Source organism: Larkinella harenae, from assembly GCF_054780515.1.
The window spans coordinates 264178-289424 of the sequence record NZ_BAAGWE010000003.1 but is presented as its reverse complement, the minus strand read 5'-3'; the positions used below and the strand labels follow the sequence as shown (position 1 = coordinate 289424).

The window sequence follows — 25247 nt, the reverse complement described above, 5'->3', positions numbered from 1 at the left end:
TGTTCATTATTCTTTTAACTCAAAGCTGTGTTGCTGGAGTAAATGGTTCTTTCAGCAGCGCGCTGTCGGTCTCGAATCGACTTTATTGATCAGAACCACTACTATCATGAATCAAAAAATTCGGATTAAACTGAAGTCCTTCGACCATATGCTGGTCGACAAGTCGGCTGAGAAGATTGTGAAGGCTGTGAAATCAACGGGTGCTATCGTAAGCGGCCCGATTCCCCTGCCGACCGAGAAAGAGAAGTTTACGGTTTTGCGTTCTCCGCACGTCAACAAAAAGTCACGGGAGCAATTCCAGCTCTGTACGTACAAGCGACTGGTTGATATCTACTCCACTAGTGCAAAAACGGTTGACGCTTTGATGAAACTGGAACTGCCGAGCGGGGTGGACGTTGAGATCAAAGTGTAACTGAAAAACTTCTAAAATTTACTTACAAAAAGTTTTAGAAGAAAAAAGAATAGCTTACCTTTGCAAGCCGAATTAGAAGTAAAGCAAAGACATAAAGCGGGTGAAGGTCCTTTTGAGGAAACCACATCTGACTAATTTAGTCCGGTACTTGTGTTCATCACAGGCGAACCGAACAAAAGGTCAGGTGTAAAACGCCTGGCCTTTTTTGTTGTTACTAGCTTCGAAATAGTTGATAATAAATAAACTACGGTTTGGATTACCAGGAAGTAATTCCTACCTTTGCACTCCGATTTTTTCGGGTTCAAAATTATAAATTCCTGCTTTACAACCACTTATTATGTCTGGTTTAATTGGAAAGAAGATTGGGATGACCAGTCTGTACAATGCTGACGGGCAGGCTCTGGCATGTACAGTCATTGAAGCTGGTCCCTGTGTTGTTACTCAGGTTAAAACACAGGATTCGGATGGCTACCAGGCCGTCCAATTGGGTTACGGTGATAAAAAAGAAAAACGTACCACGAAGCCACTGCTTGGGCACTTCAAAAAGGCTGGTACGACACCGAAACAAAAATTAGTAGAGTTCAAAACCTTCGAACGGGAATTGAACCTGGGCCAAACCCTCCAAGTTGCTGACGTTTTTGTTGAAGGCGACTTTGTTGATGTGGTTGGAACGGTAAAAGGTCGCGGTTTCCAGGGGGTCGTTAAGCGTCACGGTTTTGGTGGTGTCGGTGGTCAAACCCACGGTCAGCACAACCGTCAGCGTCACCCGGGTTCGATTGGTGCCTGTTCATTCCCATCACGGGTGTTCAAAGGCATCCGCATGGCCGGCCGTATGGGCGGTAACCGGGTGAAAGTTCAGAACCTGCGCGTTCTGAAAGTACTATCAGAGCAAAATCTGATCGTTGTGAGCGGCTCGGTTCCGGGCGCTAAAAATTCCTTCGTCATTTTAGATAAGTAATCATGGAGGCAGCAGTTTATAACTCGAAAGGAGAGGATACGGGCAAGAAGATTAACCTATCTGACGATATCTTCGGAATTGAGCCGAGCGAGCACGCGATCTACTTAGACGTGAAACAATACCTGGCTAACCAACGTCAGGGTACGCACAAGGCAAAAGAACGGGCCGAGAATGCTCACTCGACTCGTAAGATTAAGAAACAAAAAGGTACGGGGGGCGCTCGTGCTGGTTCGATCAAATCACCGGTTTTTGTTGGTGGTGGAACGATCTTCGGTCCTCGCCCACGCGACTATTCGTTCAAGCTGAATAAGAAAGTAAAACAGCTGGCTCGTAAATCGGCTCTGGCAACTAAAGCAAAAGCCAATAACGTGTCAATCCTGGAAAACTTTACATTGGAAGCTGCTCGTACGAAATCATACATTGAGTTTCTGAACGGTTTTCAGGCGCTGGATACCAAAACGTTGCTGATTTTGCCGGATGTGGATACGAATGTTGTTCTGTCAAGCCGCAACCTGAAAAAAGCAAAAGTAACGACGGTTGACAATGTCAATACCTACGATCTGATGCACGCCGACCGTCTGTTGATTGCAGAAGGCGCGTTGGAAAAATTAGAATCTCTTCTCCAGTAACAGACCATGGAAAACGTACTGAAAAGACCGCTTATTACCGAGAAGGTAACGGCCCAAAACAAGAAGGGACAATACGGATTTGAGGTGTCGATGAATGCCAACAAAATCGAAATTAAGAAGGCAGTCGAAAAACTATACGGCGTTACCGTAACTGAAGTGAATACGATGCGGTGCATTGGGCACACGAAATCGAAAAGCACGAAAAGAGGTGCCGTTACATCGGGCCGGACGTCTACCTGGAAGAAAGCAATCGTTACGGTTGCCGAAGGAGAGATCATCGATATTTACGCCGAAGCATAAGGGGTAACCCAACCACGAACGACTAAACGAAGTAGTTAGGAATCATGGGAGTTAAGAAACTGAAACCAACAACCCCGAGTCAGCGTTTTCGCGTGGCCCCGGATTTTGCCGAGATCACGACGGACAAGCCGGAACGGAGCCTGCTGGTAACGATAAAAAGAACGGGTGGCCGTAACAACCAGGGTCACCGGTCGATGCGCTACATTGGTGGCGGTCACAAGAAACAATACCGGGTTATCGACTTCAAACGCGATAAAAACGATATTCCGGCAACGGTTAAAACAATTGAGTACGATCCTAACCGTTCGGCCCGCATTGCGCTTTTGTTCTACGCTGACGGCGAAAAACGGTATATTCTGGCCCCTCAAGGCATCACCGTTGGGCAGCAAGTGATCTCTGGTGCAGCAGTAGCACCGGAAGTTGGAAACGCCCTGCCGCTGTCGGCTATGCCGATTGGTACGATCGTTCACAACGTTGAGCTGAAGCCTGGCAAAGGTGGTGCAATGGTTCGGAGCGCCGGAACCTACGCTCAATTGGTTGCCCGCGAAGACAAATACGCTATTCTGCGGATGCCTTCAGGCGAACAACGGATGGTTTTGGGAACTTGCATTGCAACCGTTGGATCGGTATCCAACCCCGACCACATGAACGTCAGCATCGGTAAAGCTGGTCGGACGCGCTGGTTAGGTCGTCGTCCTCGCGTACGGGGTGTTGCTATGAACCCTGTCGATCACCCAATGGGTGGTGGTGAAGGCCGGGCATCCGGAGGGCACCCACGGTCACGTACGGGTCTGTATGCGAAAGGGAAGAAAACCCGCCCGGTGAACAAGTATTCAGATCGCATGATCATTAGTAAACGGAAAAAATAAGAAGTAGATGGCACGCTCACTTAAAAAGGGTCCCTACATAGATTTTCGTCTGGAAAAAAAGGTGGATACCATGAACGATTCGGGCCGTAAATCCGTAATCAAAACCTGGTCTCGCCGTTCAATGATTTCTCCGGATTTCGTTGGCCATACGTTCGCAGTACACAATGGTAACAAGTTCATTCCGGTGTATGTGACCGAGAACATGGTTGGCCATAAGTTAGGCGAATTTTCACCAACCCGTAACTTCCGGGGCCACGTTGCGAAGAAAGACAAAGGCAAACGGTAGAATTGTTTAATGTTTAAAGTCTGAAGTTTGAAGATTCGTCAAACGTTAAACTTTAAACCTGAAACCAGAAAAAATGGAAGCAATAGCAAAGCTAAAAAATGTGCCTTCGTCTCCTCGCAAAATGCGGTTGGTTGCCGACATGATCCGGGGCCAGAAGGTTAGCAAAGCATTGGGTGTTCTGCGTTATCAACCCCAGGCTGGTGCTGCGTTGCTGGAAAAGCTGCTGCTCTCAGCGGTTGCTAACTGGCAGCAAAAAAACGCAGACGAACGGGCCGAAGACGCTGACCTGTACGTAAAGACGATCTTTGTTGATGGCGGCCGGATGCTGAAACGTCTGCGCCCTGCTCCGCAAGGTCGTGGTCACCGGATTCGCAAACGCTCAAACCACGTAACCATCGTGGTAGAAAGTGCCGCTGGTTCACTGACAATTGCACCCGAAGTATCAACAGAAAACGCAGAATAACAAGACAATAAAATGGGACAAAAAGTAAACCCCGTTGGTTTTCGGCTTGGTGTTGTTAAAGGATGGGACTCTAGCTGGTATGGCGGTAAAGAGTTTCCGGATAAGCTGGTTGAAGACGAAAAAATTAGAAAATATATCCAGGCACGTATTCCGAAAGGATCCATTGCCCGGGTTGTTATTGAGCGGACTCTGAAACGCATTACGTTAACGATTCATACGGCCCGTCCGGGTATTGTTATCGGTAAAGGTGGTGGCGAGGTTGATAAGATCAAGGAAGAGCTAAAGAAAATCACGGGCAAAGACGTTCAGATCAATATTTTTGAGATCAAACGGCCGGAAATCGACGCCAAACTGATTGGCGAAACGATTGCTCAGCAACTTCAGGCTCGTATCTCTTATCGGCGCGCTATGAAACAGGCGATCAGCTCGGCGATCCGCGTTGGTGCGCAAGGAATTAAAGTCCGCGTATCAGGTCGTCTGGGTGGTGCTGAAATGGCCCGCACGGAAGAATATAAAGAAGGACGCGTTCCTCTGCATACCTTACGCGCAGACATCGATTATGCTATTTCGGAAGCACAAACCATCTACGGTAAGATCGGTATTAAAGTTTGGGTTTTCAAAGGCGAACTGTACGGCAAGCGTGATTTGTCACCGGCAGCACAGATTACAGCAGCGCAGTCAGAGCGTGGCAACGATCGGGGTGACCGTCGTGGCGACCGCGGTGACCGTCGCGGTGATCGGGGTGGCGATGGCGAGCGGAACGATCGGCGCCGGGGACGGAATGACCAAAACCGGGGTGGCGGTAACAACCAGCGTGGTGGTAACCAGCGCGGTGGCCAAGGCGGTGGCGGACGCAAAAGATAGTAAGAACATCGGACGTCAGCACGTCCTTTAGATACGACTAAAGATGTTACAACCAAAAAGAACCAAGTTTCGTAAGCAACAGAAAGGCCGGGTGAAAGGCATTGCCGGACGGGGCCACCAAATCGCTTTCGGATCGTTTGCCATCAAGTCGCTGGAACCCGGTTGGATTACAGCCCGCCAGATTGAAGCGGCTCGTATCTCCGTAACCCGCGCTATGAAACGGGAAGGCCAAGTCTGGATTCGGATTTTCCCAGACAAGGTCATCACGAAAAAACCAGCCGAAGTACGGATGGGTAAAGGAAAAGGAGCTCCGGAATACTGGGTAGCTCCCGTAAAACCAGGGACGATTTTGTTTGAAGCAACCGGCGTTCCGCTGGATGTCGCAAACGAAGCCCTGCGTTTGGCAGCTCAAAAGTTACCGATCAAAACAAGATTCGTTGTTCGTCGGGATTATCAAGAAACAGAAGGCTAACTCGGGAATCGGTTGCCCGTTGCGTCTCAAAACATCGACAGGCAACCTCCACTAAAATTCAGTCATGAAAAAGAACGAGATTAAGTCGCTGACGGTTGAACAATTGAATGAGCAGGTAGCGGCTGAGAAAGATCGCTTGCAAAAATTAAAGTTTGCGCACGCTATTTCGCCCATCGAGAACCCGATGCGGATTCGTACGACGCGTAAATTGATTGCTCAATTACTGACCGAGCTGACTATCAAACAAAAGGCCAGCTAATTTAACGGTATCAACTCATGGAGCAGCAAGAAAGAAATCTGAGAAAAGAAAGAATTGGTAAAGTAGTAAGCAACAAGATGGAAAAATCCATCACGGTTGCAGTCGACCGGAAAGTGCAGCACCCCATTTATGGTAAGTTCATGCACCGTACGAAGAAGTTCATGGCGCACGACGAAAAAAATGAATGCGGAATCGGCGATACCGTTCGCATTATGGAAACCCGTCCGATGAGCAAGAATAAATGTTGGCGATTAGTCGAAATCATTGAAAAGGCGAAGTAATCATGATCCAGCAAGAATCACGTTTGGGCGTAGCCGATAACAGCGGTGCCAAAGAAGTACTTTGCATTCGGGTACTGGGTGGAACCGGCAAGCGTTTCGCTACGGTTGGAGATAAAATTGTAGTGACGGTTAAGCAAGCACTTTCTTCAAGCAATATGAAGAAAGGAACTGTATCGAAAGCCGTTGTTGTTCGGACGAAGAAAGAAATTCGTCGTAAAGATGGGTCTTACATCCGGTTCGAAGACAATGCTGCTGTACTGCTGAACAACAACGATGAGCCACGCGGAACCCGTATTTTCGGACCCGTTGCCCGCGAGTTGCGCGAGAAGCAGTTTATGAAAATCGTTTCGTTAGCTCCAGAAGTATTGTAACTATGAAAAATGTAGCAGATAAGCCTGCGAAGTTACACATCAAAAAAGGAGATACTGTAAAAGTTATTTCTGGTAACTCGAAAGGTCAAACCGGTACGATATTGCGCGTTTTGGTCGATAAGCAACGCGCCGTGGTTGAAGGGGTAAACATGATCACTAAACATGTGAAACCATCCGCAGCCAACCCACAGGGAAGTTTGGAGAAACGGGAAGGAACAATTCACATCAGCAACCTGATGGTTGTCGATTCCAAAACGAATGAACCCTCACGGACTGGCCGCAAACTGAATGACAAAGGTAAATTGCAGCGGTTCTCGAAAAAATCGGGCAACTTTATCTAATTGATTTAGAAATCAGGTACGTATAAACGGATACGAAAGTGGCAACTCCGAGACTGAAAGAGAAATATACGAATGAGATCGTGGCCCAATTGAAGGAAAAGTTTCAGTACAAAAGCGTTATGCAAGTACCGAAACTGACCAAGATTGTTGTAAACAAAGGGATTGGGGCCGCCGTCGCTGATAAGAAATTAGTAGATGTCGGTGTAGAAGAACTGACCATGATTACCGGTCAGAAAGCAGTTCCTACAATTGCGAAAAAAGCCGTCTCTAACTTTAAGCTGCGCGAAGGCATGCCAATTGGCGCGAAAGTGACCTTGCGCGGAGAGAAGATGTACGAATTTCTGGATCGTCTGACCGCTGTCGCTCTGCCGCGCGTTCGTGACTTTAAAGGAATTAGTGACAAGGGCTTCGACGGTAATGGAAATTACACGTTCGGCGTTCAGGAGCAGATCATCTTCCCAGAAATTACGATTGACAAAGTGAATCGGATCTCTGGAATGGACATCACGTTCGTGACAACGGCGAATACGGATGAAGAGAGCTTTGCATTGCTGAAAGCACTGGGCATGCCCTTCGCCGGAGGTAAAAAATAACGCACAACGCGAATAAAAACATGGCAAAAGAATCCATCAAAGCAAGAGAACGTAAGCGGATTGCCTTAGTTGCGAAATACGCTACCAAGCGTGCCGCACTGAAAGCTGCTGGTGACTACGTCGGATTAGACAAACTGCCGAAAAATGCTTCCCCGGTGCGTCTGCACAACCGGTGTAAGCTGACGGGCCGCCCCCGGGGGTATATGCGGAAATTTGGTATCTCCCGCGTAACGTTCCGCGAAATGGCCTCGGCCGGTAAAATTCCGGGTGTAACTAAGTCAAGCTGGTAACTTTTACGCCATCTTAGCGATTATCGAAACAATTCCCTAATTTTGCAGGCCCGTTTGAAAAGGGTTTGCAGTTACCAATCAGGAGGAAATGAATACTGATCCCATAGCAGATTATCTGACTCGCATCAGAAATGCGATCCGCGCCAAGCACCGGGTCGTCGAAATTCCTGCTTCCAATATAAAGAAGGAGATCACTAAGGTACTCTTTGATAAAGGCTTCATCCAGAACTACAAGTTCGACGAGACAGGCCCGCAAGGAAGTATTAAGATTGCGCTGAAGTACAATCCGGTAACCAAACAGCCTGCTATCGTGGATATGCAGCGGGTAAGCCGTCCGGGTCTGCGTCAATACAAAGGCGCAACGGAAATTCCGCGTATTTTTAACGGCTTAGGTGTCGCCATTGTCTCCACATCAAAAGGAGTAATGACCGATAAAGAAGCCCGGACGCTGAACGTAGGCGGTGAGGTGTTGTGTTACGTATATTAATTAGAAACTATGTCACGCGTAGGTAATAAAACCATTGCACTGCCTGAGAAAGTGTCGGTTTCGGTTGAGAACGGTAATGTTACGGTAAAAGGTCCGAAAGGTTCTTTGTCGCAAAACATCAATCCGGATATCAAACTGGAAATTGCTGACGGCGAATTGAAAGTGGTTCGTCCGAACGACCAGAAGCGCTTCAAAGCCCTGCACGGCCTGTATCGCGCATTAGTCAACAATATGGTGACGGGCGTCAGCACGGGCTACCGCATTGAACTCGAAATCGTTGGGGTTGGTTACAAAGCCGTTGCATCGAACAATATTTTGCAACTGACCTTGGGCTATTCGCACGATATTTATGTGGCTATTCCGACAGAGCTGAATGTAACGGCTGTTACGGAAAAAGGTCAGAACCCGAAAGTAATTCTGGAAGGGATCGACAAACAACTAATTGGTGATGTAGCGGCCAAAATCCGTTCACTCCGGAAAGTTGAGCCATACAAAGGAAAAGGTATCCGGTTTGTGGGCGAGAAAATTCGTCGTAAAGCTGGTAAATCTGCTTCTAAGAAGTAATTGGTGAACCATATAATAAGCACAGGCGAAAATGGCTGTCACAAAAGCAAGCAGGAGACTGCGTATCAAAAAACACATCCGGAATAGAGTATCCGGAACGGCTGATCAGCCGAGATTGTCCGTATTCCGGTCAAATGCCCGAATTTACGCACAGATTATTGACGATGAAAAAGGCCATACGTTGGTTAGTGCCTCTTCAATCGAAATCAACGGTAACGATAAAAAAGGCGTTAATGTCGAGCTGGCTAAGCAAGTTGGACAGGCTCTGGCAGAGAAAGCAACTACCAACGGTATTTCTAAGGTAGTTTTTGACCGAAATGGCTATTTGTATCATGGTAAGGTGAAAGCGTTGGCCGATGGGGCCCGCGAAGGAGGCCTACAATTCTAAGCAAAACAATGGTAACAAATACAAGACCTGCTAAGGTTAACGAGTCTGAACTGAAAGAACGCGTTGTGGCCATCAACCGCGTTGCCAAAGTGGTAAAAGGTGGTCGGCGTTTTAGCTTTGCTGCCATTGTCGTTGTTGGCGACAGCAACGGTGTTGTGGGCTATGGCCTGGGTAAAGCAAACGAAGTAACGGATGCAATTGCCAAAGGAATAGAAGATGCGAAGAAAAACCTCGTACAGATTCCTTTGCTGAAGCATACGGTTCCTCACGAAATGGAAGGTAAGTTCAGCGGTGGTTTCGTTCTGCTGAAACCTGCTTCGGCCGGTACGGGTGTAATTGCCGGTGGTGCTATGCGTGCCGTTCTGGAGAGCGCAGGTATCCGCGATGTATTGGCAAAGTCGAAAGGATCATCAAATCCTCACAACGTGGTTAAAGCGACCATCGACGCACTTCTGAAAATGCGGGCTCCGCATCAGGTAGCATTCCAGCGTGGTGTGAAGTTGAGCAAAGTTTTTAACGGATAACAATCCTTAACAACGGCAAAAGAAATGGCACGGGTTAAAATTACACAGGTTCGCAGCATCATCAAGCGGCCAAAAACACAGAAACTGGCGATTCAGTCGCTTGGTCTGGGCAAAATTAACCGTAGCGTTTCATTGGAATACAATGACGCAGTCGGTGGAATTATCCGTAAAGTTCAACACTTAGTTAAAGTAGAAGAAATTTAATCATGAATCTGCATACACTTAAACCTGCGCAAGGATCCGTCCGGGAGCGCAAGCGAGTAGGTCGAGGTACGGGTTCTGGCATGGGTGGAACATCAACCCGTGGCCATAAAGGTGCCCAGTCTCGTTCCGGTTACAGCGCGAAGAAAAACTTCGAAGGTGGTCAAATGCCGCTGCAACGTCGGGTACCGAAGTTCGGCTTCAAAAATATTAATCGGGTTGAGTATAAGCCCATTAACCTGGATACACTTCAGCAATTGGTTGACAAGGCGGGGGTTACTTCGGTAGACATCGATGTGCTGCTGCAAAACGGCTTGGCTGGAAAATATGATAAAATCAAAGTTCTGAGCCGGGGTGAATTAACTTCAGCGATCGAAGTGAAAGCCCATGGTTTCTCACAGAAAGCCGTTGAAGCCATTGAAAAAGCAGGTGGTAAAGCAGTTAAGCTCTAATCGGTTTGTTCGTTCATCAATAGTTTTAGCCATTTTTTCTTGTTAAATTTGGTGACTTTTTTTGGACGAGCAGCTTGATAAACCAATGAAACGATTCATCACGACCCTTCAGAATATCTTTTCGATCGAAGAACTGCGGACGCGTATTCTCAATACGCTGTTATTTGTCGCGGTTTTCAGATTAGGGTCTCAAATTGTATTGCCAGGTATCGACCCAACCCGACTAAACCTCAATCCGCAGGGTCTCCTAGGGTTGCTGGAGACGTTTTCGGGTGGTGCCTTTAGTAAAGCGTCAATTTTTGCGTTGGGAATCATGCCGTACATTTCGGCTTCGATTGCGATTCAATTGTTGACGCTGGCTTTGCCTTACTTTCAGAAAATGCAGAAGGAAGGCGAGTCGGGTCGGAAGCGGTTAAACCAAATCACCCGGATTCTGACTATTTTTGTTACGGCTGCTCAAGCCATCACCTACCTGACGACTACCATTCCGGATGAAGCCATTTTGATTAATAAGGCAACGTTCAACACGGTATCCGTAATCGTTTTAACCGCCGGTACAATTTTTTGTATGTGGCTAGGTGAGCGAATCACAGATAAAGGAATCGGGAACGGTATTTCCATGCTGATCATGATCGGTATCGTATCGCGGTTCCCGGGTGCGGTATATGGAGAAGCGCTTTCGCGGGGATCGGGTGGTGCCCTGCTGTTCGTTCTGGAGATCGTTGCCCTGTTCTTCGTTGTAATGGGTGCGGTTGTCCTTACGCAGGCGGTTCGGCGGATTCCAATTCAGTATGCTAAGCAGGTAGTTGGTAACAAAGTTGTGGGTGGCCAGCGGCAGTATTTGCCTCTTAAGCTAAATGCAGCTGGCGTAATGCCAATCATTTTTGCTCAGGCTTTGATGTTCGTGCCCTCATTGGTGGCGTCTCTGTTCTCAGAAAAAAGTGATTTGGCCGGCTCCGTGCAAACGGCTTTCGCGGATTATACTTCGTGGCAATACAATGTTTTGTTTGCCTTCTTGATTATTGTCTTTACGTTCTTCTACACAGCGATTTCGGTTAATCCTAACCAGATCGCGGATGATATGAAGCGGAGTGGTGGTTTCATTCCTGGCGTAAAACCGGGTTTTATGACCTCGGAGTACATCGGTCAGGTACTGGATCGGATAACGTTGCCGGGTGCTTTGATGCTGGCGATTGTGGCCATTCTACCTGCGATTGCATCGTTGTTTGGAATGACGCGGAACTTCTCTCAGTTTTTCGGTGGTACATCTCTGTTGATTATGGTGGGTGTAGTACTGGATACGTTGCAGCAAGTTGAAAGTTATCTGTTAATGCGTCGTTATGAAGGCTTGATGAAATCAGGACGTGTAACGGGTCGTACGGAGAGCGTAACAGCTTAAAAAAATGATTTACCTGAAATCAGACGCCGAAATTGAACTGATGCGAATCAGTGGGCAGGTCCTCGGGAAAGCACATGCTGAAGTTGCCAAACGGATTCGTCCGGGTGTCACAACGAAGGAACTGGATCGTGTGGCTGAAGAATATATTCGTGATAACGGAGGGATACCATCTTTCAAAGGGTTTAACAACTTCCCGGCCGCTTTGTGTATTTCCGTGAATGAAACGGTCGTGCACGGTTTTCCGAGTAAGTACGAATTGAAAGATGGTGATATCATATCGGTTGACTGTGGCGTAAAACTGAATGGATATCATAGCGATAGCGCTTACACCTATCCAGTAGGATCAATAAGCCAAGAAGTTCGTGACTTATTGATCCGTACGAAACAGTCTCTGTATTGCGGTATTGAAAAGGCAATTGAGGGAAACCGGATTGGTGATATTGGCAATGCAGTGCAGAGTCACGTCGAAAAATACGGTTACTCGGTCGTTCGTGAATTAGTAGGACACGGGCTTGGTAAAAGCCTGCACGAAAGCCCTGAAGTTCCTAACTACGGTAAACGCGGGCAAGGTATCAAGCTGAAAGAAGGCATGGTATTGGCTATCGAACCGATGGTGAATTTGGGCAAGAAAAATATTGTTCAAGAAAGAGATGGCTGGACTATCCGTACAATTGACCGGAAACCGTCAGCCCATTTTGAACACTCGGTAGCGATTCGGAAAGGAAAAGCAGAGATTCTGACAACGTTTCAGTATATCGAAGAAGTAACGGCTAATACTAGCTTAATGATCGAGGTCAACGAAGCGACCATAGCGTAACGAATGGCAAAACAAACATCCATCGAACAAGACGGCACTATTGTAGAAGCACTCTCCAATGCCATGTTTCGGGTACAGCTCGAAAATAAGCATGAGGTGGTTGCCCACATTTCCGGGAAAATGCGGATGAATTACATTAAGATTTTGCCGGGCGACCGGGTAAAGTTGGAAATGTCTCCGTACGACCTTACTAAAGCAAGAATTGTTTATCGGTATAAATAAGGTTGACGGTTTAAAGTCTATCGTTTAAGGTTCTCACGAGTTCAGAAACCGTAAACTATAAACTGTAAACCCAAAATCGTAAACGGAGTGAGATCATGAAAGTCAAGGCGTCTATCAAAAAGCGCAGCGCTGAATGTAAAGTGATTCGCCGGAAGGGCAAGCTTTACGTTATCAACAAGAAGAATCCAAGGTATAAACAAAGACAAGGTTAATTACTGAATATGGCACGTATTGCAGGGGTTGATATTCCCGACCGGAAACGCGGTGAAATTGCGTTGACCTACATTTTTGGCATTGGCCGTAGCTCAGCACAGCAAATCCTGACGAAAGCAGGTGTTTCTGTTGACAAGAAAGTGAGCGAATGGAACGACGAGGAGTCGAACGCCATCCGGACCATCATCAGCGGTGAATACAAAGTAGAAGGTGCGCTGAAGTCTGAAGTTCAGTTGAACATCAAGCGTTTGATGGACATTGGTTGTTATCGTGGACTGCGTCACCGGAAAGGTTTGCCGGTTCGTGGACAACACACGAAAAACAACTCCCGTACGCGGAAAGGTAAGCGTAAGACGGTAGCGAACAAGAAGAAAGCAACTAAATAATAAGGTTTGACGTTTAAAGTTTAATGCCTACTGGCGTTGAACTTTAGGCGTTAAACGATCAACTAGAAATGGCTCAGGCAAAACGCAAGGATAAAGCGAAGAAGCGGGTAGTAGTTGTTGAACCTGTTGGACAGGTACACATCCGGGCTTCGTTCAATAACATTATTATTTCAATTACGAACAGCACCGGGCAAGTGATCTCGTGGGCATCGGCGGGTAAAATGGGCTTCAAAGGCTCAAAGAAAAACACCCCGTATGCTGCACAGACAGCCGCTCAAAACTGTGCCGCAGTAGCACATGATTTGGGTATGCGTAAAGCGGAAGTGTTTGTAAAAGGTCCCGGATCAGGCCGTGAATCAGCCATCCGGACTATTCAGAACTCGGGCATCGAAGTAATGTCGATCAAAGATATTACGCCACTGCCGCACAACGGCTGCCGCCCCCCGAAACGCCGTCGCGTTTAATCCAACCTTACAGTTATGCGGTTCACTGTATAGAAACCGCTTCATCCCAGTGAATAAGAGCAGGCGACATTGGGTTGTGTCTGTTCAGCTTCTATTCATCTTATAAGTCAAAATGGCAAGATATACCGGCCCCAAGGCCAAAATCTCCCGTAAGTTTGGCGAGCCGATCCTCGGCCCCAGCAAAGCACTGCAAAAGAAAGCGTATGGTCCCGGACAGCACGGCCGTGGTCGTAAGCGCAAACAGTCGGAATACGCTGTTCAGTTGCAGGAGAAACAAAAAGTAAAATACATTTATGGTATTCTGGAGCGGCAGTTCCGCGGATTGTTCCACCGGGCCGTTGTGAAGCAAGGAATCACAGGGGAAAACCTGCTGAAACTCTGCGAAGCTCGTCTGGACAATACGGTTTATCGGTTGGGGATTGCTCCAACACGTCGGGCCGCTCGTCAATTAGTAGCTCACAAACACATTGCCGTTGACGGCGAAGTGGTCAACATAGCCTCTTACTCATTGAAACCTGGCCAGCTGGTTAGCGTTCGTGAGAAGTCAAAATCATTAGAAGCCATCACTACCAGTTTAGTCGGCCGCAATGCTAAGCGCTACAACTGGTTGGAATGGGATCAGCAACAACTCCAGGGTGTATTCACGAGTTATCCCGAACGGGATCAGATTCCTGAGAACGTCAACGAGCAGTTAGTTGTCGAATTGTATTCTAAATAACAGTACGGTTTTTGGTATGTGGCTTATAGTTTTTCGTAAAACACCGAAGCAACTATAAACTGTATATCGAAAACCGTAATCTATATCTCTTTTTTTGAACTGTTAACAACAAAATCGTATGTCAATATTAGCGTTCCAAATGCCCGATAAAGTTGTCATGGAGCGAGCTGACGACTTTCACGGGTTGTTTGAGTTCAAGCCACTCGAAAAGGGCTATGGCGTGACCATAGGGAATGCGTTGCGGAGAATTCTGCTGTCGTCGCTGGAAGGCTATGCCATCACCAGTGTACGGTTTCCCGGCGTACTGCACGAATTTTCATCAATAGAAGGCGTTGTTGAAGACGTAACCGAGATTATCCTGAACCTGAAAATGGTTCGGTTTAAGAAAATTTCGGACATGGTCGACAACAAAATTACCGTTACGATCAAAAACCAGTCGGTGTTGAAAGCCGGCGATATATCGAAGTTCACGGCTTCGTTTGAAGTGCTGAATCCAGAACTGGAAATCTGCCACATCGACGACACCCGCGAATTGGAAATGGAAATTCACGTGGAGAAAGGTCGGGGCTATGTTCCGGCGGACGAACCACGCGCTAACGAACTGCCTTTCGGACACATCCCGATCGACGCAATTTACACGCCGATCAAAAACGTTCGCTATAGCGTTGAGAACACGCGGGTTGAGCAGAAAACCGACTACGAACGGTTGTTGCTCGACATCGAAACCGATGGCTCGATTCACCCGGAGGAAGCTCTGAAAGGTGCGGCTACTATCCTGATTCAACACTTCATGCTCTTCTCGGATCAGACGATGACGTTTGAAACGGCAAAAGCAGAAGAAGACAATGTAGTAGACGAAGAGATGCTGCACATGCGGAAACTGTTGAAGACTCCGCTGGCTGATCTTGACCTGTCTGTGCGGGCTTACAACTGCTTGAAATCTGCCGATGTAAAATCACTGGGTGATCTGGTGAAACTGGAGATTTCAGATATGATGAAATTTAGAAACTTCGGTAAGAAGTCGCTGACTGAGTTAGAACAGTTGGTGGCCGAAAAGAATTTGACTTTCGGCATGGATATCAGTAAATACAGATTAGACGAGGACTAATACAAGACCATGAGACACGGTAAAAAACATAATCACCTCGGCAGGACCCATTCACACCGGACGGCAATGCTGTCGAACATGGCCTCCTCGCTGATTCTGAGCAAGCGCATCGAAACGACGGTTGCAAAAGCGAAAGAACTGCGGAAATACGTTGAACCCCTGCTGACACGTGCCAAAGACGATACGTATCAGAACCGTCGGGTGCTTTTCTCATACCTCCAGAATAAAGAGACTATGAAAGAGCTTTTCAACGTGGTTTCTGACAAAATTTCGAACCGCCCAGGTGGATACACCCGCATCATTAAGCTGGGAAACCGGCTGGGTGACAATGCCGAAACCTGTATCATCGAGCTGGTTGATTTCAACGAAACGCTGTTGAATGCAGCCGCTGAAGAACAGAAAGCAGCCCGTACTCGTCGTAGTCGTCGTGCTGGTAGCCGCAAAGCGGACGAAACGACACCGGCTGCGGAGGTTGTTGAAACTAAAACAGAAGAAACATCGACCGTTGAAGCTGCTCCGGCAGCCGCAGCAGATGATCTGGCCCTCGTAGAAGGGATCGGTCCGAAAATTGCGGAAGCTCTTCAGGGTGCCGGTATTACCACCTTTGCGCAACTGGCCGATTCAACGCCGGAATCCATCCGTGAAATTCTGGACAACGCTGGTTCACAATTTGCTGCTCACGATCCCGGAACTTGGCCTCAACAGGCTGCACTGGCCCGCGATGGCAAATTTGATGAGTTAAAAGCTTTGCAGGATGAACTAAATGGCGGTCGCCCGAGTTAATTCATTGTGAAGAACGAACACAAATAATATAGAGGGTTAGCCGTAACGGGTTAACCCTTTTTTTTAACCGAACAACTCCAAAGTAATTCATGAAACAGGTTCAGCAACGAGCTGCTTTACTAGTTTTGAAAGATGGTTCTGTTTTCAGAGGAATAGCCCTCGGGAAAATCGGAACGGCGGGTGGCGAAATATGCTTCAATACCGGGATGACCGGTTATCAGGAGATTTATACGGATCCTTCTTACTACGGGCAGGTAATTGTTAACACAACCTCACACATTGGAAATTACGGTATCCAATACCAGGACGAAGAAGAATCCGGTAGTGTGACGATCCGGGGAATGGTCTGTAATTTCTTTTCCCAGATTCATTCGCGGGCAACCGCTGATAGTTCTCTGCAGGAATACTTTGAGAAGGCAAATATTGTCGGTATCAGCGGTATTGATACCCGTCAGGTCGTGCGACACATCCGTGACAAAGGGGTTATGAATTGCATCATCTCCTCCGAGATTCTGGACCCGGCGGTTTTGCTTGAGCGTTTACACCAGATTCCGGATATGGAAGGGCTGGAATTGTCGTCGGAAATTAGCACCAAAAAGATATACGAGGTCGGAAATACGAACCAGGCCGAATTTAAGGTGGCGGTGCTTGATTTGGGAATCAAGAAAAGCATTCTGAACAACCTCGCTGGTCGGGGGGCGCACTGCCGCGTGTTTCCCGCTAAAACACCTTTTGAAGAAATTAATGCCTGGGGCGCCGACGGTTATTTTATTTCCAACGGCCCGGGTGATCCGGCGGCAATGCCGTATGCGGTCGAAACTGTTAAGCAAGCACTGGAAACCGATAAACCGTTGTTTGGAATCTGCCTGGGTCACCAGATTCTATCGCTGGCCAGCGGAATTACTACGTACAAAATGCACAATGGACATCGTGGCTTGAACCATCCGGTAAAAAACCTAATTACGGGTCGTTGTGAAGTGACGTCGCAAAACCACGGTTTTGCGGTGAAAGCGGATGAAGTAATGGAAAATCGGGATATTGAGTTGACGCACGTCAATCTGAATGACAAAACCATCGAAGGGATTCGTCGCAAAGACCGTCCGGCTTTCTCTGTGCAGTACCACCCCGAGGCTTCGCCCGGGCCACACGATTCCCGGTATTTGTTTGATGATTTTGTGAAGATGATTGAAGCAGAAGCTAAGTAAACCAAGTAAGAAAAAGCCGGTCAAGTGACCGGCTTTTTTAGTTGCGCCCAATATACAGGTGCATTGGAATAGGGGATAGCGGTTTTGGGGCCGTGCGAGCGAATGTAGGTGGTAATCCTGTTGCGGGCCTATCAAGTTGCTTTGTTGCCAGACAGCTTTTCTGGGCAGATATAGACTTTCAAAACCATACGATTGGAATTCATGCTGGATCACGGTTTATCCCTGATGCAACCTATATGATTGTTAGTCGCGCTGATAGTGTATTCGCGTTGTAAATGCTATGAACGTATCAAAAGTTAAAGTCGTAATCAATCGGTGTGTACCGTTAGGCATGCGCCATATCCGAGGCAAACCAGGTAAGCATGCTGGTCTGTTTCGCTAAAAATTGCGCCGAAAGATTTTGATATTCGAGCTTTCGATAGTGAAGAAGCAGCAGGTAACGCTGAAAAGTTATCTCGGAGGGAATGTCGGGTAAAACGTTCTCAGATAACCAGTGTTGATGAAATTTAGGAGATGAAGAAGCCATAATGTCAGTTAAAAACCAAAGGACACGGGGGGACCCGTACCAGAATTCATGAACAGAGAAAAATAGAATACAATATTCCGGAATTTAGGCCAAAAGACCGCACAATTTCCGGACAAATGCCCCTTAATTTTCAGACAAAGCATTGCGGTTGTAACTGGAAAACGCTCAATTGACAAGCATCAGAGTTTTGTCCGAAATCAGAGTCAGCTACATCGGCGGTTTTTGAAGATGGTAAATTAGGCTAGATTTACAAATGGGTATGACCGGGAGCCTCTTATAGCCACAAGCTCATTTATCGAGCAAAAAAAGCACAATCCCTTACAAAAATCTCAAACTACGTATGGCCGTTTAGGAGCTGCTATGCAACTCGTTCTCGGGGACTAGTTGTATAGCAATGAATCGCTTAATTAGCCAGGCACTCTCTAGAAACCGAAAAAATCGCTTACTTTGTAGCGCAAAAATGGTGCTACAGCGAATTGTCAAATGATTGACCAGCCACCCCTTATTTACCAAGTGGTACTGCAAGTGGTACTGGATTCTGTATTTCGCTCGTATGTAAAATATTAACCAACTTTTTTCAGACACAATGAGTATTATTCAGTCTATTCATGCCAGACAGATTCTGGATTCGAGGGGCAATCCGACCGTAGAAGTCGATGTTCGTACTGAAAACGGTTTTCTGGGCCGGGCGGCTGTTCCGTCGGGTGCATCAACCGGTTCGCACGAAGCCGTCGAGTTGCGCGACGATGATCCGAAACGGTATGTCGGCAAAGGCGTATTGAGAGCGGTTCAAAACGTCAATGAGCTGATTTTTCCGGAGCTGGTTGGAACGTCGGTATTCGACCAGAGCCTGATCGACCGGGTAATGATTGAACTGGATGGAACTGCAAACAAAGCTCGTCTGGGTGCCAATGCTATTCTGGGGGTGTCGCTGGCCATTGCCAAAGCCGCTGCGCAGGAAGCTGGGTTGCCGTTGTACCGCTACATTGGTGGGGTAAATGCCAACACCCTGCCTGTTCCGATGATGAACATTCTGAATGGTGGGAGCCATGCGGATAACTCCATTGACTTCCAGGAGTTTATGGTAATGCCGGTGGGGGCGCCTAATTTCTCGGAAGCCCTGCGTTGGGGCACGGAAGTATTCCACTCGCTGAAAAAAGTACTGAAAGGCAAAGGCATGTCGACCAACGTGGGCGACGAAGGTGGTTTTGCGCCGAACATCCCTTCCAACGAAGAGGCTATTCAGATCATTCTGCAAGCGATTGACAAAGCGGGTTACCGGGCCGGTGAAGATATTTACATCGCCATGGATGCCGCTGCGTCTGAGTTTTACGATGCCGAATCCGGAACGTACCATTTCAAAAAATCGACGGGTGACAAACTTAGCTCGTCTGAAATGGCGAATTACTGGAAAGAGTGGGTGGATAAATACCCAATCATCTCCATTGAAGACGGCATGGCGGAAGACGACTGGAATGGCTGGAAAGAACAGACCGAGCTGATTGGTAAGAAAACCCAGCTGGTGGGCGATGACCTGTTCGTAACCAACGTAACCCGTTTGCAACAGGGCATCGACCAGGGTATCGCCAATGCCGTACTGGTGAAAGTAAACCAGATCGGTTCGCTGACGGAGACAATCGATACCGTAAACTTGGCGAAACGCAATTCGTATAAAAACATCATGTCACACCGTTCGGGTGAAACGGAAGATGCAACGATTGCCGACCTGGCCGTGGCGCTCAATACCGGACAGATCAAAACGGGTTCAGCTTCACGCTCTGATCGGATGGCCAAATACAATCAGTTGCTTCGTATCGAAGAAGAGCTGGGCGAAACGGCCTACTTCCCAGGTATCAAAATGTAATTTCAATACCCCCAACCGTTTTCGGTTGGGGGCTTTTTGCTTTAAAGCCGATGAATCCAACGATCAACAAAATTCTCCGGGTCGCCAAAAATTTTTACATCGCAACCGGCGTGGTGCTATTCATCTGGATGGCTTTTTTTGATACGAATGACATGATCTCGCAATTCAACAACAGCATGAAATTGCGGGATCTGGAAACGGATTTGGTGTATTACGACGAAAAAATTAAGGATGTAGAAGAGCAACGTCAGGCGCTACTGGGCAACGCTCGTTTACAGGAAAAATATGCCCGCGAAAACTACCTCATGAAAAAGCCAAATGAGGATGTTTACGTGCTGGTCAACGAGAACAACGAACCTATTGAAAAAGAATGATGGACACACGTATCCATTATTGCGTATCATCCATCTAATTCATTATTGTGATCAACGTTCTGTTTGTCTGTCTGGGAAATATTTGCCGCTCTCCCTTAGCGGAGGGTGTGTTTCGGCAGTTGATTAAAGAGCGGGGTCTGGAAACCGCACTTCATTGCGATTCGGCAGGAACCTCCTCGTATCATATCGGTGATTTACCCGATCGCCGGACGCGGGAAAATGCCCTTGAACACGGCATCAGGCTTACCCACCGGGCTCGTAAATTGGCGGGGGAAGATTTATCGCAGTTCGATTATCTGGTGGCAATGGATGAATCGAATTACGAAGCTATTCAGTACTTCAGCCACCGCAGTACGGGCCTTTACAGCGAAGAAAATACGGTTTTGCTGCGCGAATTCGATCCAGCCCCGGGTACTGGTCCGGGTGGTTTGAGCGTGCCAGATCCGTATTACGAAGACGCTGCGGTTTTTGAAGAAGTCTACCAGATTGTGTATCGCTCCTGCGAAAATTTCCTGAATTACCTGATCGAACAACATGGCCTTCAGCCGCAGCCCGACCGCCAGCTGGGCTTCTAATAGTGCGTTGCGTATCTATTCCTAACAACCCATTCCCTTGGCCGCAAAAAGCTACATAATGCCATTTTTAGTCTGATAATTTTGTGCTAGATTGGTAAAATCAGGCTATGCCTGGCTAAAAATAGAATAACGGACAAGTCGTATAACTATTCAGATTACATGATGCGAATCAAAAAAGCCGTCATAACGGCGGCCGCCCGGGGAGAACGCCTGTATCCGGTGGCAGATACCATTCAAAAAGCCATGCTTCCGGTGATCGACACCGACGGGTTGCACAAACCGGTGATTCAGATTATTGCCGAAGAAGCCTTTGCCAGCGGAATCGAAGAGTTGTGCGTTGTGTGTGCGCCCGGCGACGGGGACCGGTACCTCAAAGCCTTTGCTTCCCTGCGGGATAATCTTTTTCATTCATTCCAGGGAAGCGATTGGGCGAAAAAGGAAGCCGAAAAAATTGATAATCTGCTGAACCGCATTCAATTTGCCGAACAACAGGAGCCGCTGGGCTACGGCCATGCGGTATATTGTGCCCGAAATTTTGTGGATAAGGAGCCTTTTCTACTTCTTTTGGGGGACTATCTGTACGTTTCAAACCTCCGCCAGAAAGGCTGTGTGGCCCAGTTGATGGAACTGGCCTCGCAGGAAAACAGCTCCGTTTCGGCGGTCAACCCGACCATTGAGCACCAGATTGGGCGGTATGGTACGCTGACCGGCAAACAGGTTGCTAACCGCTCCGGCATTTATCAGATCGAAAAAATCATCGAAAAACCGTCGTTAAGCGTGGCCGAACTGGAACTCCAGACACCCGGGTTGCGGGCGGGCTATTACCTCTGTTTCTTCGGAATGCATGTGTTTACACCCGCTATTTTCGATATCCTGCAAAAATACATCGATCAGAACGACCGCAATATTTTACTGACACCCGCACTGCAGGAGCTGGCCGAAACCGAAAAATACCTGGCGCTGGAAGTAAAAGGAAACCGTTACGATTTAAGCCGTAAACACGGTTTGTTGCGGGCGCAGATCGCGCTTGGTCTGGCTGGCGAAGCCCACGGCGAAGTATTGTCAACCCTGGTCGAATTACTGGCCGAAGCAAACAGCCGAACGGTCTGATATATGAATGTTTTTATAGAAACCATTGTCTCGACAGATCCCGCCAGCCGAAACCGTTCCTTTTACGAAATAAGCCAGCGGCTGTCGAAAAAAGAATTGCTGACCGCGCTGCGGGAATTGGACGAATTTCGAAAAACGACGCCTAACTTATACGATAAAGTCCGGGCAATCCTGTTTCTGTATGCGGGGTTTCGGTTTTTCCTGATGGAAACGCCCGAAACTCCGTCGACCGGGAAAATACCATATGCCGGTTTTGAAGATTTGCTGGCACGTCGCTTCGAGCAATCGATTGCAACAATCTGGCAGGAACTCGATAAACAAGGACCGAATGCCGCGCTGTTCAGTGCGCTGGCGGAAAGCTACCACCATTTGTCTTTCCAGATTCTGGCCGATCAAGTGCGGAAAAGCGTGCGTTCCAGTAAAGGTAACCAGTGGATGTTCCGGGTGGGTCACCGTGAAGAACACCCGATTCGGATTCACCCGGCACTGCTGCAACGTCCGGAAGGCTCGCTTTTTTATCCGGTGCTGCACGAGCAAACTTCGGTACGGATGGACCTGACCCACAGCGGCTGGTCGGATATTTTCTTTCTCGGAATGGACTACCCGGAAGGCGCGCGGGTAATCAATATTTCCATTGATCTGGGCGTTTTTGGCCGCGACGCCGATATTCGTCCGCCGTTGAACTGTTACGTCCGGGTGATTCCCGAGCCGGTTTTGCGGCTCACGAGTATCGACCTCAATACGACCAAGGATATTGATGACCTGGCCGATTTGTTCAATTTCGGGAATGATTACTTGAGCCTGGTCAAAGCCGGGGTAATTGCTTCCGGGCTGATTCCGCCTTCGTTTGAAGGAACCAACCAGTCGTTGCCGGACATCTTATCCCGGATTGTCGCGCCGGGCATGGGGATCGAACTGGTCACGAAAGTGAACGACATTCCGAAAGGCTCCCGGTTTGCGGTTTCAACCAACCTGCTGGGCTCGATCATCAGCCTGCTCATGCGGGCCACGGGTCAGACGCAAACGCTGGAAGGTGGTTTGCAGGAAAGCGAACGGCGGCTGGTGGCATCGCGGGCTATCCTGGGCGAATGGATTGGCGGTTCGGGTGGTGGCTGGCAGGATTCGGGGGGCGTCTGGCCGGGCATCAAGGCCATTCAGGGTACCTTTGCGCAGGAGGGCGACCCGGAGTTCGGAATCAGCCGGGGAACGTTGTTGCCGCGTCACCGTGTGTTGCAGGGCGAAGCGATTCACCCGGACATGGGCGAGAAAATCATGAATTCGCTGGTGTTGATGCACGGCGGGATGGCGTCCAACGTTGGGCCGATTCTGGAAATGGTCACCGAAAAATACCTGCTCCGGGGCGCTAATGAGTGGAACGCCCGGCAGCAGACCAACCAGATTTTCGATAACATTCTGGCCGCTATCAAAGAAGGCGATATCCGGAAACTGGGTGCCAATACGGCCCGCAACTGGGAAGGCCCCATCAAAACGATCATTCCGTGGGCTTCAACCTATTTTACCGAACAGATTATTGCCAAAGCAAAGAAAACGTTTGGCGATGATTACTACGGTTTTCTGATGCTGGGCGGTATGTCGGGAGGTGGCATGGGTATGTTTGTTAACCCAGCGGGCTACGAAGACTACAAAATGAAAGTGCTGGACATCTTGCGGAAGACCAAGGCGGAGTTGTCGGCTGCCCTGCCGTTTGCGATGGAACCCGTGGTTTACAACTGGAGCATCAATTACAAAGGCTCCTGGGCAAATCTGAAAGAAGGGACCGACGCACTGATGCCCGAACAGTACTACGGAATTCACGTTTCGGAACTGGTCAGGAAAGACCCCGCGTCGATTTCCTACATCCGGCGGGCCGAAATGGACGTCTTCACGACTTATTGCGAGAAAAACAACCTGGCGTACCCGCTGCTGCGTACGATCATCAGCAATCTCTTTAAAGTTTCGGACCCGACCTCGCAGGGGAATCGCAGCGTCGAGAACGAAAAAGCGGACCGGATCAAAAAGGAAAACGGTTTTGATTACATCCAGCACGAAGAAATTCGGGAGGATTTGCAAAAGGGCCGTATTGGGCTTTCACGTAACCGTTTACCCGCCGAAACCCGGATTGAAGACGTGCGGCCGGGCGATCTGGTGCAACAGGAAGCCTTGGCCAGTTCGGTAAAAACCGGTGAGGATGCCATCCGGAACGGAAAAGTGGCGGTTTTGAGTTTGGCCGCCGGGGTTGGTAGCCGTTGGACCAAAGGTGCCGGGGTGATCAAAGCCCTGAATCCGTTTGTGGAAATTGGCGGGAAACACCGCAGTTTTCTGGAAATCCACCTCGCCAAAACCCGCAAAGTAGCCGAAACGTATGGCGGGGTAATTCCGCATCTGGTAGCGACCAGTTACCTGACCCACGAACCGATCCGGCGAACTTTGGAAGAAACGCAAAATTTTGGCTACTCCGGTCCAACGTATTTATCGCCGGGCCGGTCGATTGGCCAGCGGTATGTGCCGATGGAGCGCGATTTGCGGTTTATGTGGGAAGAAATGCCGCAGGAAACCCTGGACGAGAACAAGCAGAAAGTTCGGGATGCGGTTCGTCAAACGATGATCGGCTGGGCCAAGTCGAAAGGCGAAGGCTCGGATTATGTCGACAACATTGCGGCTCAACGGTTTTCGCCCCTGGGGCACTGGTACGAAGTTTCAAACCTGCTTCGCAATGGCACGCTGGCGAAACTTCTGGCTGAGAATCCGCAGGTAGAAACCATTGTTCTGCACAACATCGATACCTTGGGGATGGATGTAAATCCGGCGGTAGTGGGGCATCACCTGGAGTCAGGCAATATGCTGACGTTTGAGGTGGTTCCGCGCCGAATCGAAGACCGTGGGGGAGGGTTAACCCGCGTCAATGGGCATCTGCGGCTGCTGGAAGGTCTGGCGCAACCCCGCGAAGAGGACGAGCTGAACCTGAGTTATTACAACTCCAACACCACCTGGATTCAGATCGATCCCTTGCTGGCGTTGTTCGGTTTGGTCCGTCAGGACTTGCAGGACGGTGACGACGCCCGGTTGGCCAAAGCTGTGCGTAGTGTGGCCCACCGCATTCCGACGTATGTAACCATCAAAGACGTGAAATACCGTTGGGGGCATGGCCAGGAAGATATTTATCCGGTAGCCCAGATCGAAAAACTGTGGAGTGATATGTCGGCCCTGGCGGACGTACAATGCGGCTACATTGCGGTGTCACGGATGCGGGGTCAGCAGCTGAAAGATCCGGCTCAACTCGATGCCTGGGTAACCGACGGCAGTAAAGAGCATGTAGCCAATTTGGGCACATTTTCGTGATGGGTAAAAAACGAAGGGCCGAAGGATCGCTTGATAGGCACGGTTGTCATAAAGTTGATTCTGGTAGAAATCGATAACTATTTAGCTTTTCAACGATTTAATGATCAAGCCTTCAGGTCATTTAATCCTATAAAACAGTG

At 48.5% G+C, this 25247-nt stretch carries 37 protein-coding genes; 36 read left to right on the top strand and 1 reads right to left on the bottom strand.

Going from position 1 to position 25247, the window contains the following annotated elements; translation table 11 throughout:
* Nucleotides 1-106: 106 nt before the first annotated feature.
* The 31 genes from rpsJ (at nucleotide 107) to carA (ending at nucleotide 17319) form a co-directional block, all read left to right on the top strand.
* Nucleotides 107-412, top strand: coding sequence for a 30S ribosomal protein S10 (gene rpsJ, locus ACYVH9_RS18280; protein WP_111626176.1), 306 nt, complete (start codon nucleotides 107-109; stop codon nucleotides 410-412).
* Between the two features lie 337 nt (nucleotides 413-749).
* Complete coding sequence (gene rplC / locus ACYVH9_RS18275; RefSeq protein WP_460637831.1) at nucleotides 750-1370, top strand: 50S ribosomal protein L3; 621 nt, start codon at nucleotides 750-752, stop codon at nucleotides 1368-1370.
* A 2-nt stretch (nucleotides 1371-1372) separates the two neighbouring features.
* Nucleotides 1373-1999, top strand: coding sequence for a 50S ribosomal protein L4 (gene rplD / locus ACYVH9_RS18270; RefSeq protein ID WP_460637830.1), 627 nt, complete (start codon nucleotides 1373-1375; stop codon nucleotides 1997-1999).
* A gap of 6 nt (nucleotides 2000-2005) precedes the next feature.
* Nucleotides 2006-2299, top strand: coding sequence for a 50S ribosomal protein L23 (rplW, locus tag ACYVH9_RS18265; protein WP_460637829.1), 294 nt, complete (start codon nucleotides 2006-2008; stop codon nucleotides 2297-2299).
* Between the two features lie 44 nt (nucleotides 2300-2343).
* A complete protein-coding gene (gene rplB / locus ACYVH9_RS18260; protein WP_460637828.1) occupies nucleotides 2344-3168 on the top strand; it encodes a 50S ribosomal protein L2 in 825 nt (274 codons plus the stop codon).
* Nucleotides 3169-3175: 7 nt separating this feature from the next.
* Complete coding sequence (gene rpsS, locus ACYVH9_RS18255; protein ID WP_124878978.1) at nucleotides 3176-3454, top strand: 30S ribosomal protein S19; 279 nt, start codon at nucleotides 3176-3178, stop codon at nucleotides 3452-3454.
* A 73-nt stretch (nucleotides 3455-3527) separates the two neighbouring features.
* The gene (rplV, locus tag ACYVH9_RS18250) at nucleotides 3528-3917 is read left to right on the top strand and encodes a 50S ribosomal protein L22 (RefSeq protein ID WP_460637827.1); all 390 of its coding nucleotides are present in this window, start codon (nucleotides 3528-3530) and stop codon (nucleotides 3915-3917) included.
* 12 nt (nucleotides 3918-3929) lie between these two features.
* Nucleotides 3930-4781 carry a 30S ribosomal protein S3 gene (gene rpsC, locus ACYVH9_RS18245; protein ID WP_460637826.1) on the top strand — a complete coding sequence of 284 codons (852 nt, stop codon included), beginning with the start codon at nucleotides 3930-3932 and terminating at the stop codon, nucleotides 4779-4781.
* Between the two features lie 43 nt (nucleotides 4782-4824).
* Complete coding sequence (gene rplP, locus ACYVH9_RS18240; RefSeq protein WP_460637825.1) at nucleotides 4825-5253, top strand: 50S ribosomal protein L16; 429 nt, start codon at nucleotides 4825-4827, stop codon at nucleotides 5251-5253.
* 64 nt (nucleotides 5254-5317) lie between these two features.
* A complete protein-coding gene (gene rpmC, locus ACYVH9_RS18235) occupies nucleotides 5318-5512 on the top strand; it encodes a 50S ribosomal protein L29 (RefSeq protein ID WP_134032190.1) in 195 nt (64 codons plus the stop codon).
* A 17-nt stretch (nucleotides 5513-5529) separates the two neighbouring features.
* Nucleotides 5530-5793, top strand: a complete 264-nt coding sequence (gene rpsQ / locus ACYVH9_RS18230; protein WP_460637824.1) for a 30S ribosomal protein S17 — start codon at nucleotides 5530-5532, stop codon at nucleotides 5791-5793.
* Between the two features lie 2 nt (nucleotides 5794-5795).
* Nucleotides 5796-6164 (top strand): 50S ribosomal protein L14, encoded by a 369-nt coding sequence (rplN, locus tag ACYVH9_RS18225; protein ID WP_111626186.1) that lies wholly within the window; start codon nucleotides 5796-5798, stop codon nucleotides 6162-6164.
* 2 nt (nucleotides 6165-6166) lie between these two features.
* On the top strand, nucleotides 6167-6505 hold the full coding sequence (gene rplX, locus ACYVH9_RS18220; protein ID WP_460637823.1) for a 50S ribosomal protein L24: 339 nt from the start codon (nucleotides 6167-6169) through the stop codon (nucleotides 6503-6505).
* Between the two features lie 38 nt (nucleotides 6506-6543).
* Nucleotides 6544-7098 (top strand): 50S ribosomal protein L5, encoded by a 555-nt coding sequence (gene rplE / locus ACYVH9_RS18215; RefSeq protein WP_460637822.1) that lies wholly within the window; start codon nucleotides 6544-6546, stop codon nucleotides 7096-7098.
* Between the two features lie 20 nt (nucleotides 7099-7118).
* Nucleotides 7119-7388, top strand: a complete 270-nt coding sequence (gene rpsN, locus ACYVH9_RS18210; RefSeq protein ID WP_460637821.1) for a 30S ribosomal protein S14 — start codon at nucleotides 7119-7121, stop codon at nucleotides 7386-7388.
* Nucleotides 7389-7476: 88 nt separating this feature from the next.
* On the top strand, nucleotides 7477-7875 hold the full coding sequence (gene rpsH / locus ACYVH9_RS18205) for a 30S ribosomal protein S8 (protein ID WP_460637820.1): 399 nt from the start codon (nucleotides 7477-7479) through the stop codon (nucleotides 7873-7875).
* Nucleotides 7876-7884: 9 nt separating this feature from the next.
* A complete protein-coding gene (gene rplF / locus ACYVH9_RS18200) occupies nucleotides 7885-8439 on the top strand; it encodes a 50S ribosomal protein L6 (protein WP_460637819.1) in 555 nt (184 codons plus the stop codon).
* Between the two features lie 31 nt (nucleotides 8440-8470).
* Nucleotides 8471-8827, top strand: coding sequence for a 50S ribosomal protein L18 (rplR, locus tag ACYVH9_RS18195; RefSeq protein ID WP_460637818.1), 357 nt, complete (start codon nucleotides 8471-8473; stop codon nucleotides 8825-8827).
* A gap of 8 nt (nucleotides 8828-8835) precedes the next feature.
* Nucleotides 8836-9351: a 30S ribosomal protein S5 gene (gene rpsE, locus ACYVH9_RS18190; protein ID WP_460637817.1), complete on the top strand. Its 516-nt coding sequence runs from the start codon at nucleotides 8836-8838 to the stop codon at nucleotides 9349-9351.
* A 24-nt stretch (nucleotides 9352-9375) separates the two neighbouring features.
* Nucleotides 9376-9555, top strand: coding sequence for a 50S ribosomal protein L30 (gene rpmD / locus ACYVH9_RS18185; protein WP_134032167.1), 180 nt, complete (start codon nucleotides 9376-9378; stop codon nucleotides 9553-9555).
* 2 nt (nucleotides 9556-9557) lie between these two features.
* Nucleotides 9558-10004, top strand: a complete 447-nt coding sequence (rplO, locus tag ACYVH9_RS18180; protein WP_460637816.1) for a 50S ribosomal protein L15 — start codon at nucleotides 9558-9560, stop codon at nucleotides 10002-10004.
* A gap of 85 nt (nucleotides 10005-10089) precedes the next feature.
* Complete coding sequence (secY, locus tag ACYVH9_RS18175) at nucleotides 10090-11403, top strand: preprotein translocase subunit SecY (RefSeq protein ID WP_460637815.1); 1314 nt, start codon at nucleotides 10090-10092, stop codon at nucleotides 11401-11403.
* 4 nt (nucleotides 11404-11407) lie between these two features.
* The gene (map, locus tag ACYVH9_RS18170; protein WP_460637814.1) at nucleotides 11408-12220 is read left to right on the top strand and encodes a type I methionyl aminopeptidase; all 813 of its coding nucleotides are present in this window, start codon (nucleotides 11408-11410) and stop codon (nucleotides 12218-12220) included.
* A gap of 3 nt (nucleotides 12221-12223) precedes the next feature.
* On the top strand, nucleotides 12224-12442 hold the full coding sequence (gene infA / locus ACYVH9_RS18165; protein ID WP_460637813.1) for a translation initiation factor IF-1: 219 nt from the start codon (nucleotides 12224-12226) through the stop codon (nucleotides 12440-12442).
* Between the two features lie 95 nt (nucleotides 12443-12537).
* Nucleotides 12538-12654: a 50S ribosomal protein L36 gene (gene rpmJ, locus ACYVH9_RS18160; RefSeq protein ID WP_038119933.1), complete on the top strand. Its 117-nt coding sequence runs from the start codon at nucleotides 12538-12540 to the stop codon at nucleotides 12652-12654.
* Between the two features lie 9 nt (nucleotides 12655-12663).
* Nucleotides 12664-13041 (top strand): 30S ribosomal protein S13, encoded by a 378-nt coding sequence (gene rpsM / locus ACYVH9_RS18155; RefSeq protein WP_460637812.1) that lies wholly within the window; start codon nucleotides 12664-12666, stop codon nucleotides 13039-13041.
* A 68-nt stretch (nucleotides 13042-13109) separates the two neighbouring features.
* Nucleotides 13110-13505 carry a 30S ribosomal protein S11 gene (rpsK, locus tag ACYVH9_RS18150; protein WP_460637811.1) on the top strand — a complete coding sequence of 132 codons (396 nt, stop codon included), beginning with the start codon at nucleotides 13110-13112 and terminating at the stop codon, nucleotides 13503-13505.
* A 112-nt stretch (nucleotides 13506-13617) separates the two neighbouring features.
* A complete protein-coding gene (gene rpsD, locus ACYVH9_RS18145; protein ID WP_460637810.1) occupies nucleotides 13618-14223 on the top strand; it encodes a 30S ribosomal protein S4 in 606 nt (201 codons plus the stop codon).
* A 118-nt stretch (nucleotides 14224-14341) separates the two neighbouring features.
* A complete protein-coding gene (locus tag ACYVH9_RS18140) occupies nucleotides 14342-15331 on the top strand; it encodes a DNA-directed RNA polymerase subunit alpha (RefSeq protein WP_460637809.1) in 990 nt (329 codons plus the stop codon).
* Between the two features lie 9 nt (nucleotides 15332-15340).
* Nucleotides 15341-16114, top strand: coding sequence for a 50S ribosomal protein L17 (rplQ, locus tag ACYVH9_RS18135; protein WP_460637808.1), 774 nt, complete (start codon nucleotides 15341-15343; stop codon nucleotides 16112-16114).
* Between the two features lie 89 nt (nucleotides 16115-16203).
* Nucleotides 16204-17319 carry a glutamine-hydrolyzing carbamoyl-phosphate synthase small subunit gene (gene carA, locus ACYVH9_RS18130; protein WP_460637807.1) on the top strand — a complete coding sequence of 372 codons (1116 nt, stop codon included), beginning with the start codon at nucleotides 16204-16206 and terminating at the stop codon, nucleotides 17317-17319.
* Nucleotides 17320-17644: 325 nt separating this feature from the next.
* Here carA and ACYVH9_RS18125 read toward each other — a convergent pair whose 3' ends face one another.
* Complete coding sequence (locus ACYVH9_RS18125) at nucleotides 17645-17845, bottom strand: hypothetical protein (RefSeq protein WP_460637806.1); 201 nt, start codon at nucleotides 17843-17845, stop codon at nucleotides 17645-17647.
* A gap of 586 nt (nucleotides 17846-18431) precedes the next feature.
* Here ACYVH9_RS18125 and eno point away from each other — a divergent pair.
* From eno to ACYVH9_RS18100, 5 genes are all read left to right on the top strand, one after another.
* Nucleotides 18432-19709, top strand: coding sequence for a phosphopyruvate hydratase (eno, locus tag ACYVH9_RS18120; protein ID WP_460637805.1), 1278 nt, complete (start codon nucleotides 18432-18434; stop codon nucleotides 19707-19709).
* Between the two features lie 50 nt (nucleotides 19710-19759).
* Nucleotides 19760-20083 carry an FtsB family cell division protein gene (locus tag ACYVH9_RS18115; protein ID WP_460637804.1) on the top strand — a complete coding sequence of 108 codons (324 nt, stop codon included), beginning with the start codon at nucleotides 19760-19762 and terminating at the stop codon, nucleotides 20081-20083.
* 47 nt (nucleotides 20084-20130) lie between these two features.
* A complete protein-coding gene (locus ACYVH9_RS18110; protein ID WP_460637803.1) occupies nucleotides 20131-20658 on the top strand; it encodes a low molecular weight protein-tyrosine-phosphatase in 528 nt (175 codons plus the stop codon).
* A gap of 159 nt (nucleotides 20659-20817) precedes the next feature.
* A complete protein-coding gene (locus tag ACYVH9_RS18105) occupies nucleotides 20818-21768 on the top strand; it encodes a UTP--glucose-1-phosphate uridylyltransferase (RefSeq protein WP_460637802.1) in 951 nt (316 codons plus the stop codon).
* 3 nt (nucleotides 21769-21771) lie between these two features.
* The gene (locus tag ACYVH9_RS18100) at nucleotides 21772-25107 is read left to right on the top strand and encodes a UTP--glucose-1-phosphate uridylyltransferase (protein ID WP_460637801.1); all 3336 of its coding nucleotides are present in this window, start codon (nucleotides 21772-21774) and stop codon (nucleotides 25105-25107) included.
* The last annotated feature ends 140 nt before the right edge of the window (nucleotides 25108-25247 follow it).

Excerpts from the sequence above, each read along its gene's own strand:
- rpsJ (WP_111626176.1), top strand. The coding sequence starts at position 107 with ATGAATCAAAAAATTCGGATTAAACTGAAGTCCTTCGACCATATGCTG.
- rplC (WP_460637831.1), top strand. The coding sequence starts at position 750 with ATGTCTGGTTTAATTGGAAAGAAGATTGGGATGACCAGTCTGTACAAT.
- rplD (WP_460637830.1), top strand. The coding sequence starts at position 1,373 with ATGGAGGCAGCAGTTTATAACTCGAAAGGAGAGGATACGGGCAAGAAG.
- rplW (WP_460637829.1), top strand. The coding sequence starts at position 2,006 with ATGGAAAACGTACTGAAAAGACCGCTTATTACCGAGAAGGTAACGGCC.
- rplB (WP_460637828.1), top strand. The coding sequence starts at position 2,344 with ATGGGAGTTAAGAAACTGAAACCAACAACCCCGAGTCAGCGTTTTCGC.
- rpsS (WP_124878978.1), top strand. The coding sequence starts at position 3,176 with ATGGCACGCTCACTTAAAAAGGGTCCCTACATAGATTTTCGTCTGGAA.
- rplV (WP_460637827.1), top strand. The coding sequence starts at position 3,528 with ATGGAAGCAATAGCAAAGCTAAAAAATGTGCCTTCGTCTCCTCGCAAA.
- rpsC (WP_460637826.1), top strand. The coding sequence starts at position 3,930 with ATGGGACAAAAAGTAAACCCCGTTGGTTTTCGGCTTGGTGTTGTTAAA.
- rplP (WP_460637825.1), top strand. The coding sequence starts at position 4,825 with ATGTTACAACCAAAAAGAACCAAGTTTCGTAAGCAACAGAAAGGCCGG.
- rpmC (WP_134032190.1), top strand. The coding sequence starts at position 5,318 with ATGAAAAAGAACGAGATTAAGTCGCTGACGGTTGAACAATTGAATGAG.
- rpsQ (WP_460637824.1), top strand. The coding sequence starts at position 5,530 with ATGGAGCAGCAAGAAAGAAATCTGAGAAAAGAAAGAATTGGTAAAGTA.
- rplN (WP_111626186.1), top strand. The coding sequence starts at position 5,796 with ATGATCCAGCAAGAATCACGTTTGGGCGTAGCCGATAACAGCGGTGCC.
- rplX (WP_460637823.1), top strand. The coding sequence starts at position 6,167 with ATGAAAAATGTAGCAGATAAGCCTGCGAAGTTACACATCAAAAAAGGA.
- rpsN (WP_460637821.1), top strand. The coding sequence starts at position 7,119 with ATGGCAAAAGAATCCATCAAAGCAAGAGAACGTAAGCGGATTGCCTTA.
- rpsH (WP_460637820.1), top strand. The coding sequence starts at position 7,477 with ATGAATACTGATCCCATAGCAGATTATCTGACTCGCATCAGAAATGCG.
- rplF (WP_460637819.1), top strand. The coding sequence starts at position 7,885 with ATGTCACGCGTAGGTAATAAAACCATTGCACTGCCTGAGAAAGTGTCG.
- rplR (WP_460637818.1), top strand. The coding sequence starts at position 8,471 with ATGGCTGTCACAAAAGCAAGCAGGAGACTGCGTATCAAAAAACACATC.
- rpsE (WP_460637817.1), top strand. The coding sequence starts at position 8,836 with ATGGTAACAAATACAAGACCTGCTAAGGTTAACGAGTCTGAACTGAAA.
- rpmD (WP_134032167.1), top strand. The coding sequence starts at position 9,376 with ATGGCACGGGTTAAAATTACACAGGTTCGCAGCATCATCAAGCGGCCA.
- rplO (WP_460637816.1), top strand. The coding sequence starts at position 9,558 with ATGAATCTGCATACACTTAAACCTGCGCAAGGATCCGTCCGGGAGCGC.
- secY (WP_460637815.1), top strand. The coding sequence starts at position 10,090 with ATGAAACGATTCATCACGACCCTTCAGAATATCTTTTCGATCGAAGAA.
- map (WP_460637814.1), top strand. The coding sequence starts at position 11,408 with ATGATTTACCTGAAATCAGACGCCGAAATTGAACTGATGCGAATCAGT.
- infA (WP_460637813.1), top strand. The coding sequence starts at position 12,224 with ATGGCAAAACAAACATCCATCGAACAAGACGGCACTATTGTAGAAGCA.
- rpmJ (WP_038119933.1), top strand. The coding sequence starts at position 12,538 with ATGAAAGTCAAGGCGTCTATCAAAAAGCGCAGCGCTGAATGTAAAGTG.
- rpsM (WP_460637812.1), top strand. The coding sequence starts at position 12,664 with ATGGCACGTATTGCAGGGGTTGATATTCCCGACCGGAAACGCGGTGAA.
- rpsK (WP_460637811.1), top strand. The coding sequence starts at position 13,110 with ATGGCTCAGGCAAAACGCAAGGATAAAGCGAAGAAGCGGGTAGTAGTT.
- rpsD (WP_460637810.1), top strand. The coding sequence starts at position 13,618 with ATGGCAAGATATACCGGCCCCAAGGCCAAAATCTCCCGTAAGTTTGGC.
- ACYVH9_RS18140 (WP_460637809.1), top strand. The coding sequence starts at position 14,342 with ATGTCAATATTAGCGTTCCAAATGCCCGATAAAGTTGTCATGGAGCGA.
- rplQ (WP_460637808.1), top strand. The coding sequence starts at position 15,341 with ATGAGACACGGTAAAAAACATAATCACCTCGGCAGGACCCATTCACAC.
- carA (WP_460637807.1), top strand. The coding sequence starts at position 16,204 with ATGAAACAGGTTCAGCAACGAGCTGCTTTACTAGTTTTGAAAGATGGT.
- ACYVH9_RS18125 (WP_460637806.1), bottom strand. The coding sequence starts at position 17,845 with ATGGCTTCTTCATCTCCTAAATTTCATCAACACTGGTTATCTGAGAAC.
- eno (WP_460637805.1), top strand. The coding sequence starts at position 18,432 with ATGAGTATTATTCAGTCTATTCATGCCAGACAGATTCTGGATTCGAGG.
- ACYVH9_RS18115 (WP_460637804.1), top strand. The coding sequence starts at position 19,760 with ATGAATCCAACGATCAACAAAATTCTCCGGGTCGCCAAAAATTTTTAC.
- ACYVH9_RS18105 (WP_460637802.1), top strand. The coding sequence starts at position 20,818 with ATGATGCGAATCAAAAAAGCCGTCATAACGGCGGCCGCCCGGGGAGAA.
- ACYVH9_RS18100 (WP_460637801.1), top strand. The coding sequence starts at position 21,772 with ATGAATGTTTTTATAGAAACCATTGTCTCGACAGATCCCGCCAGCCGA.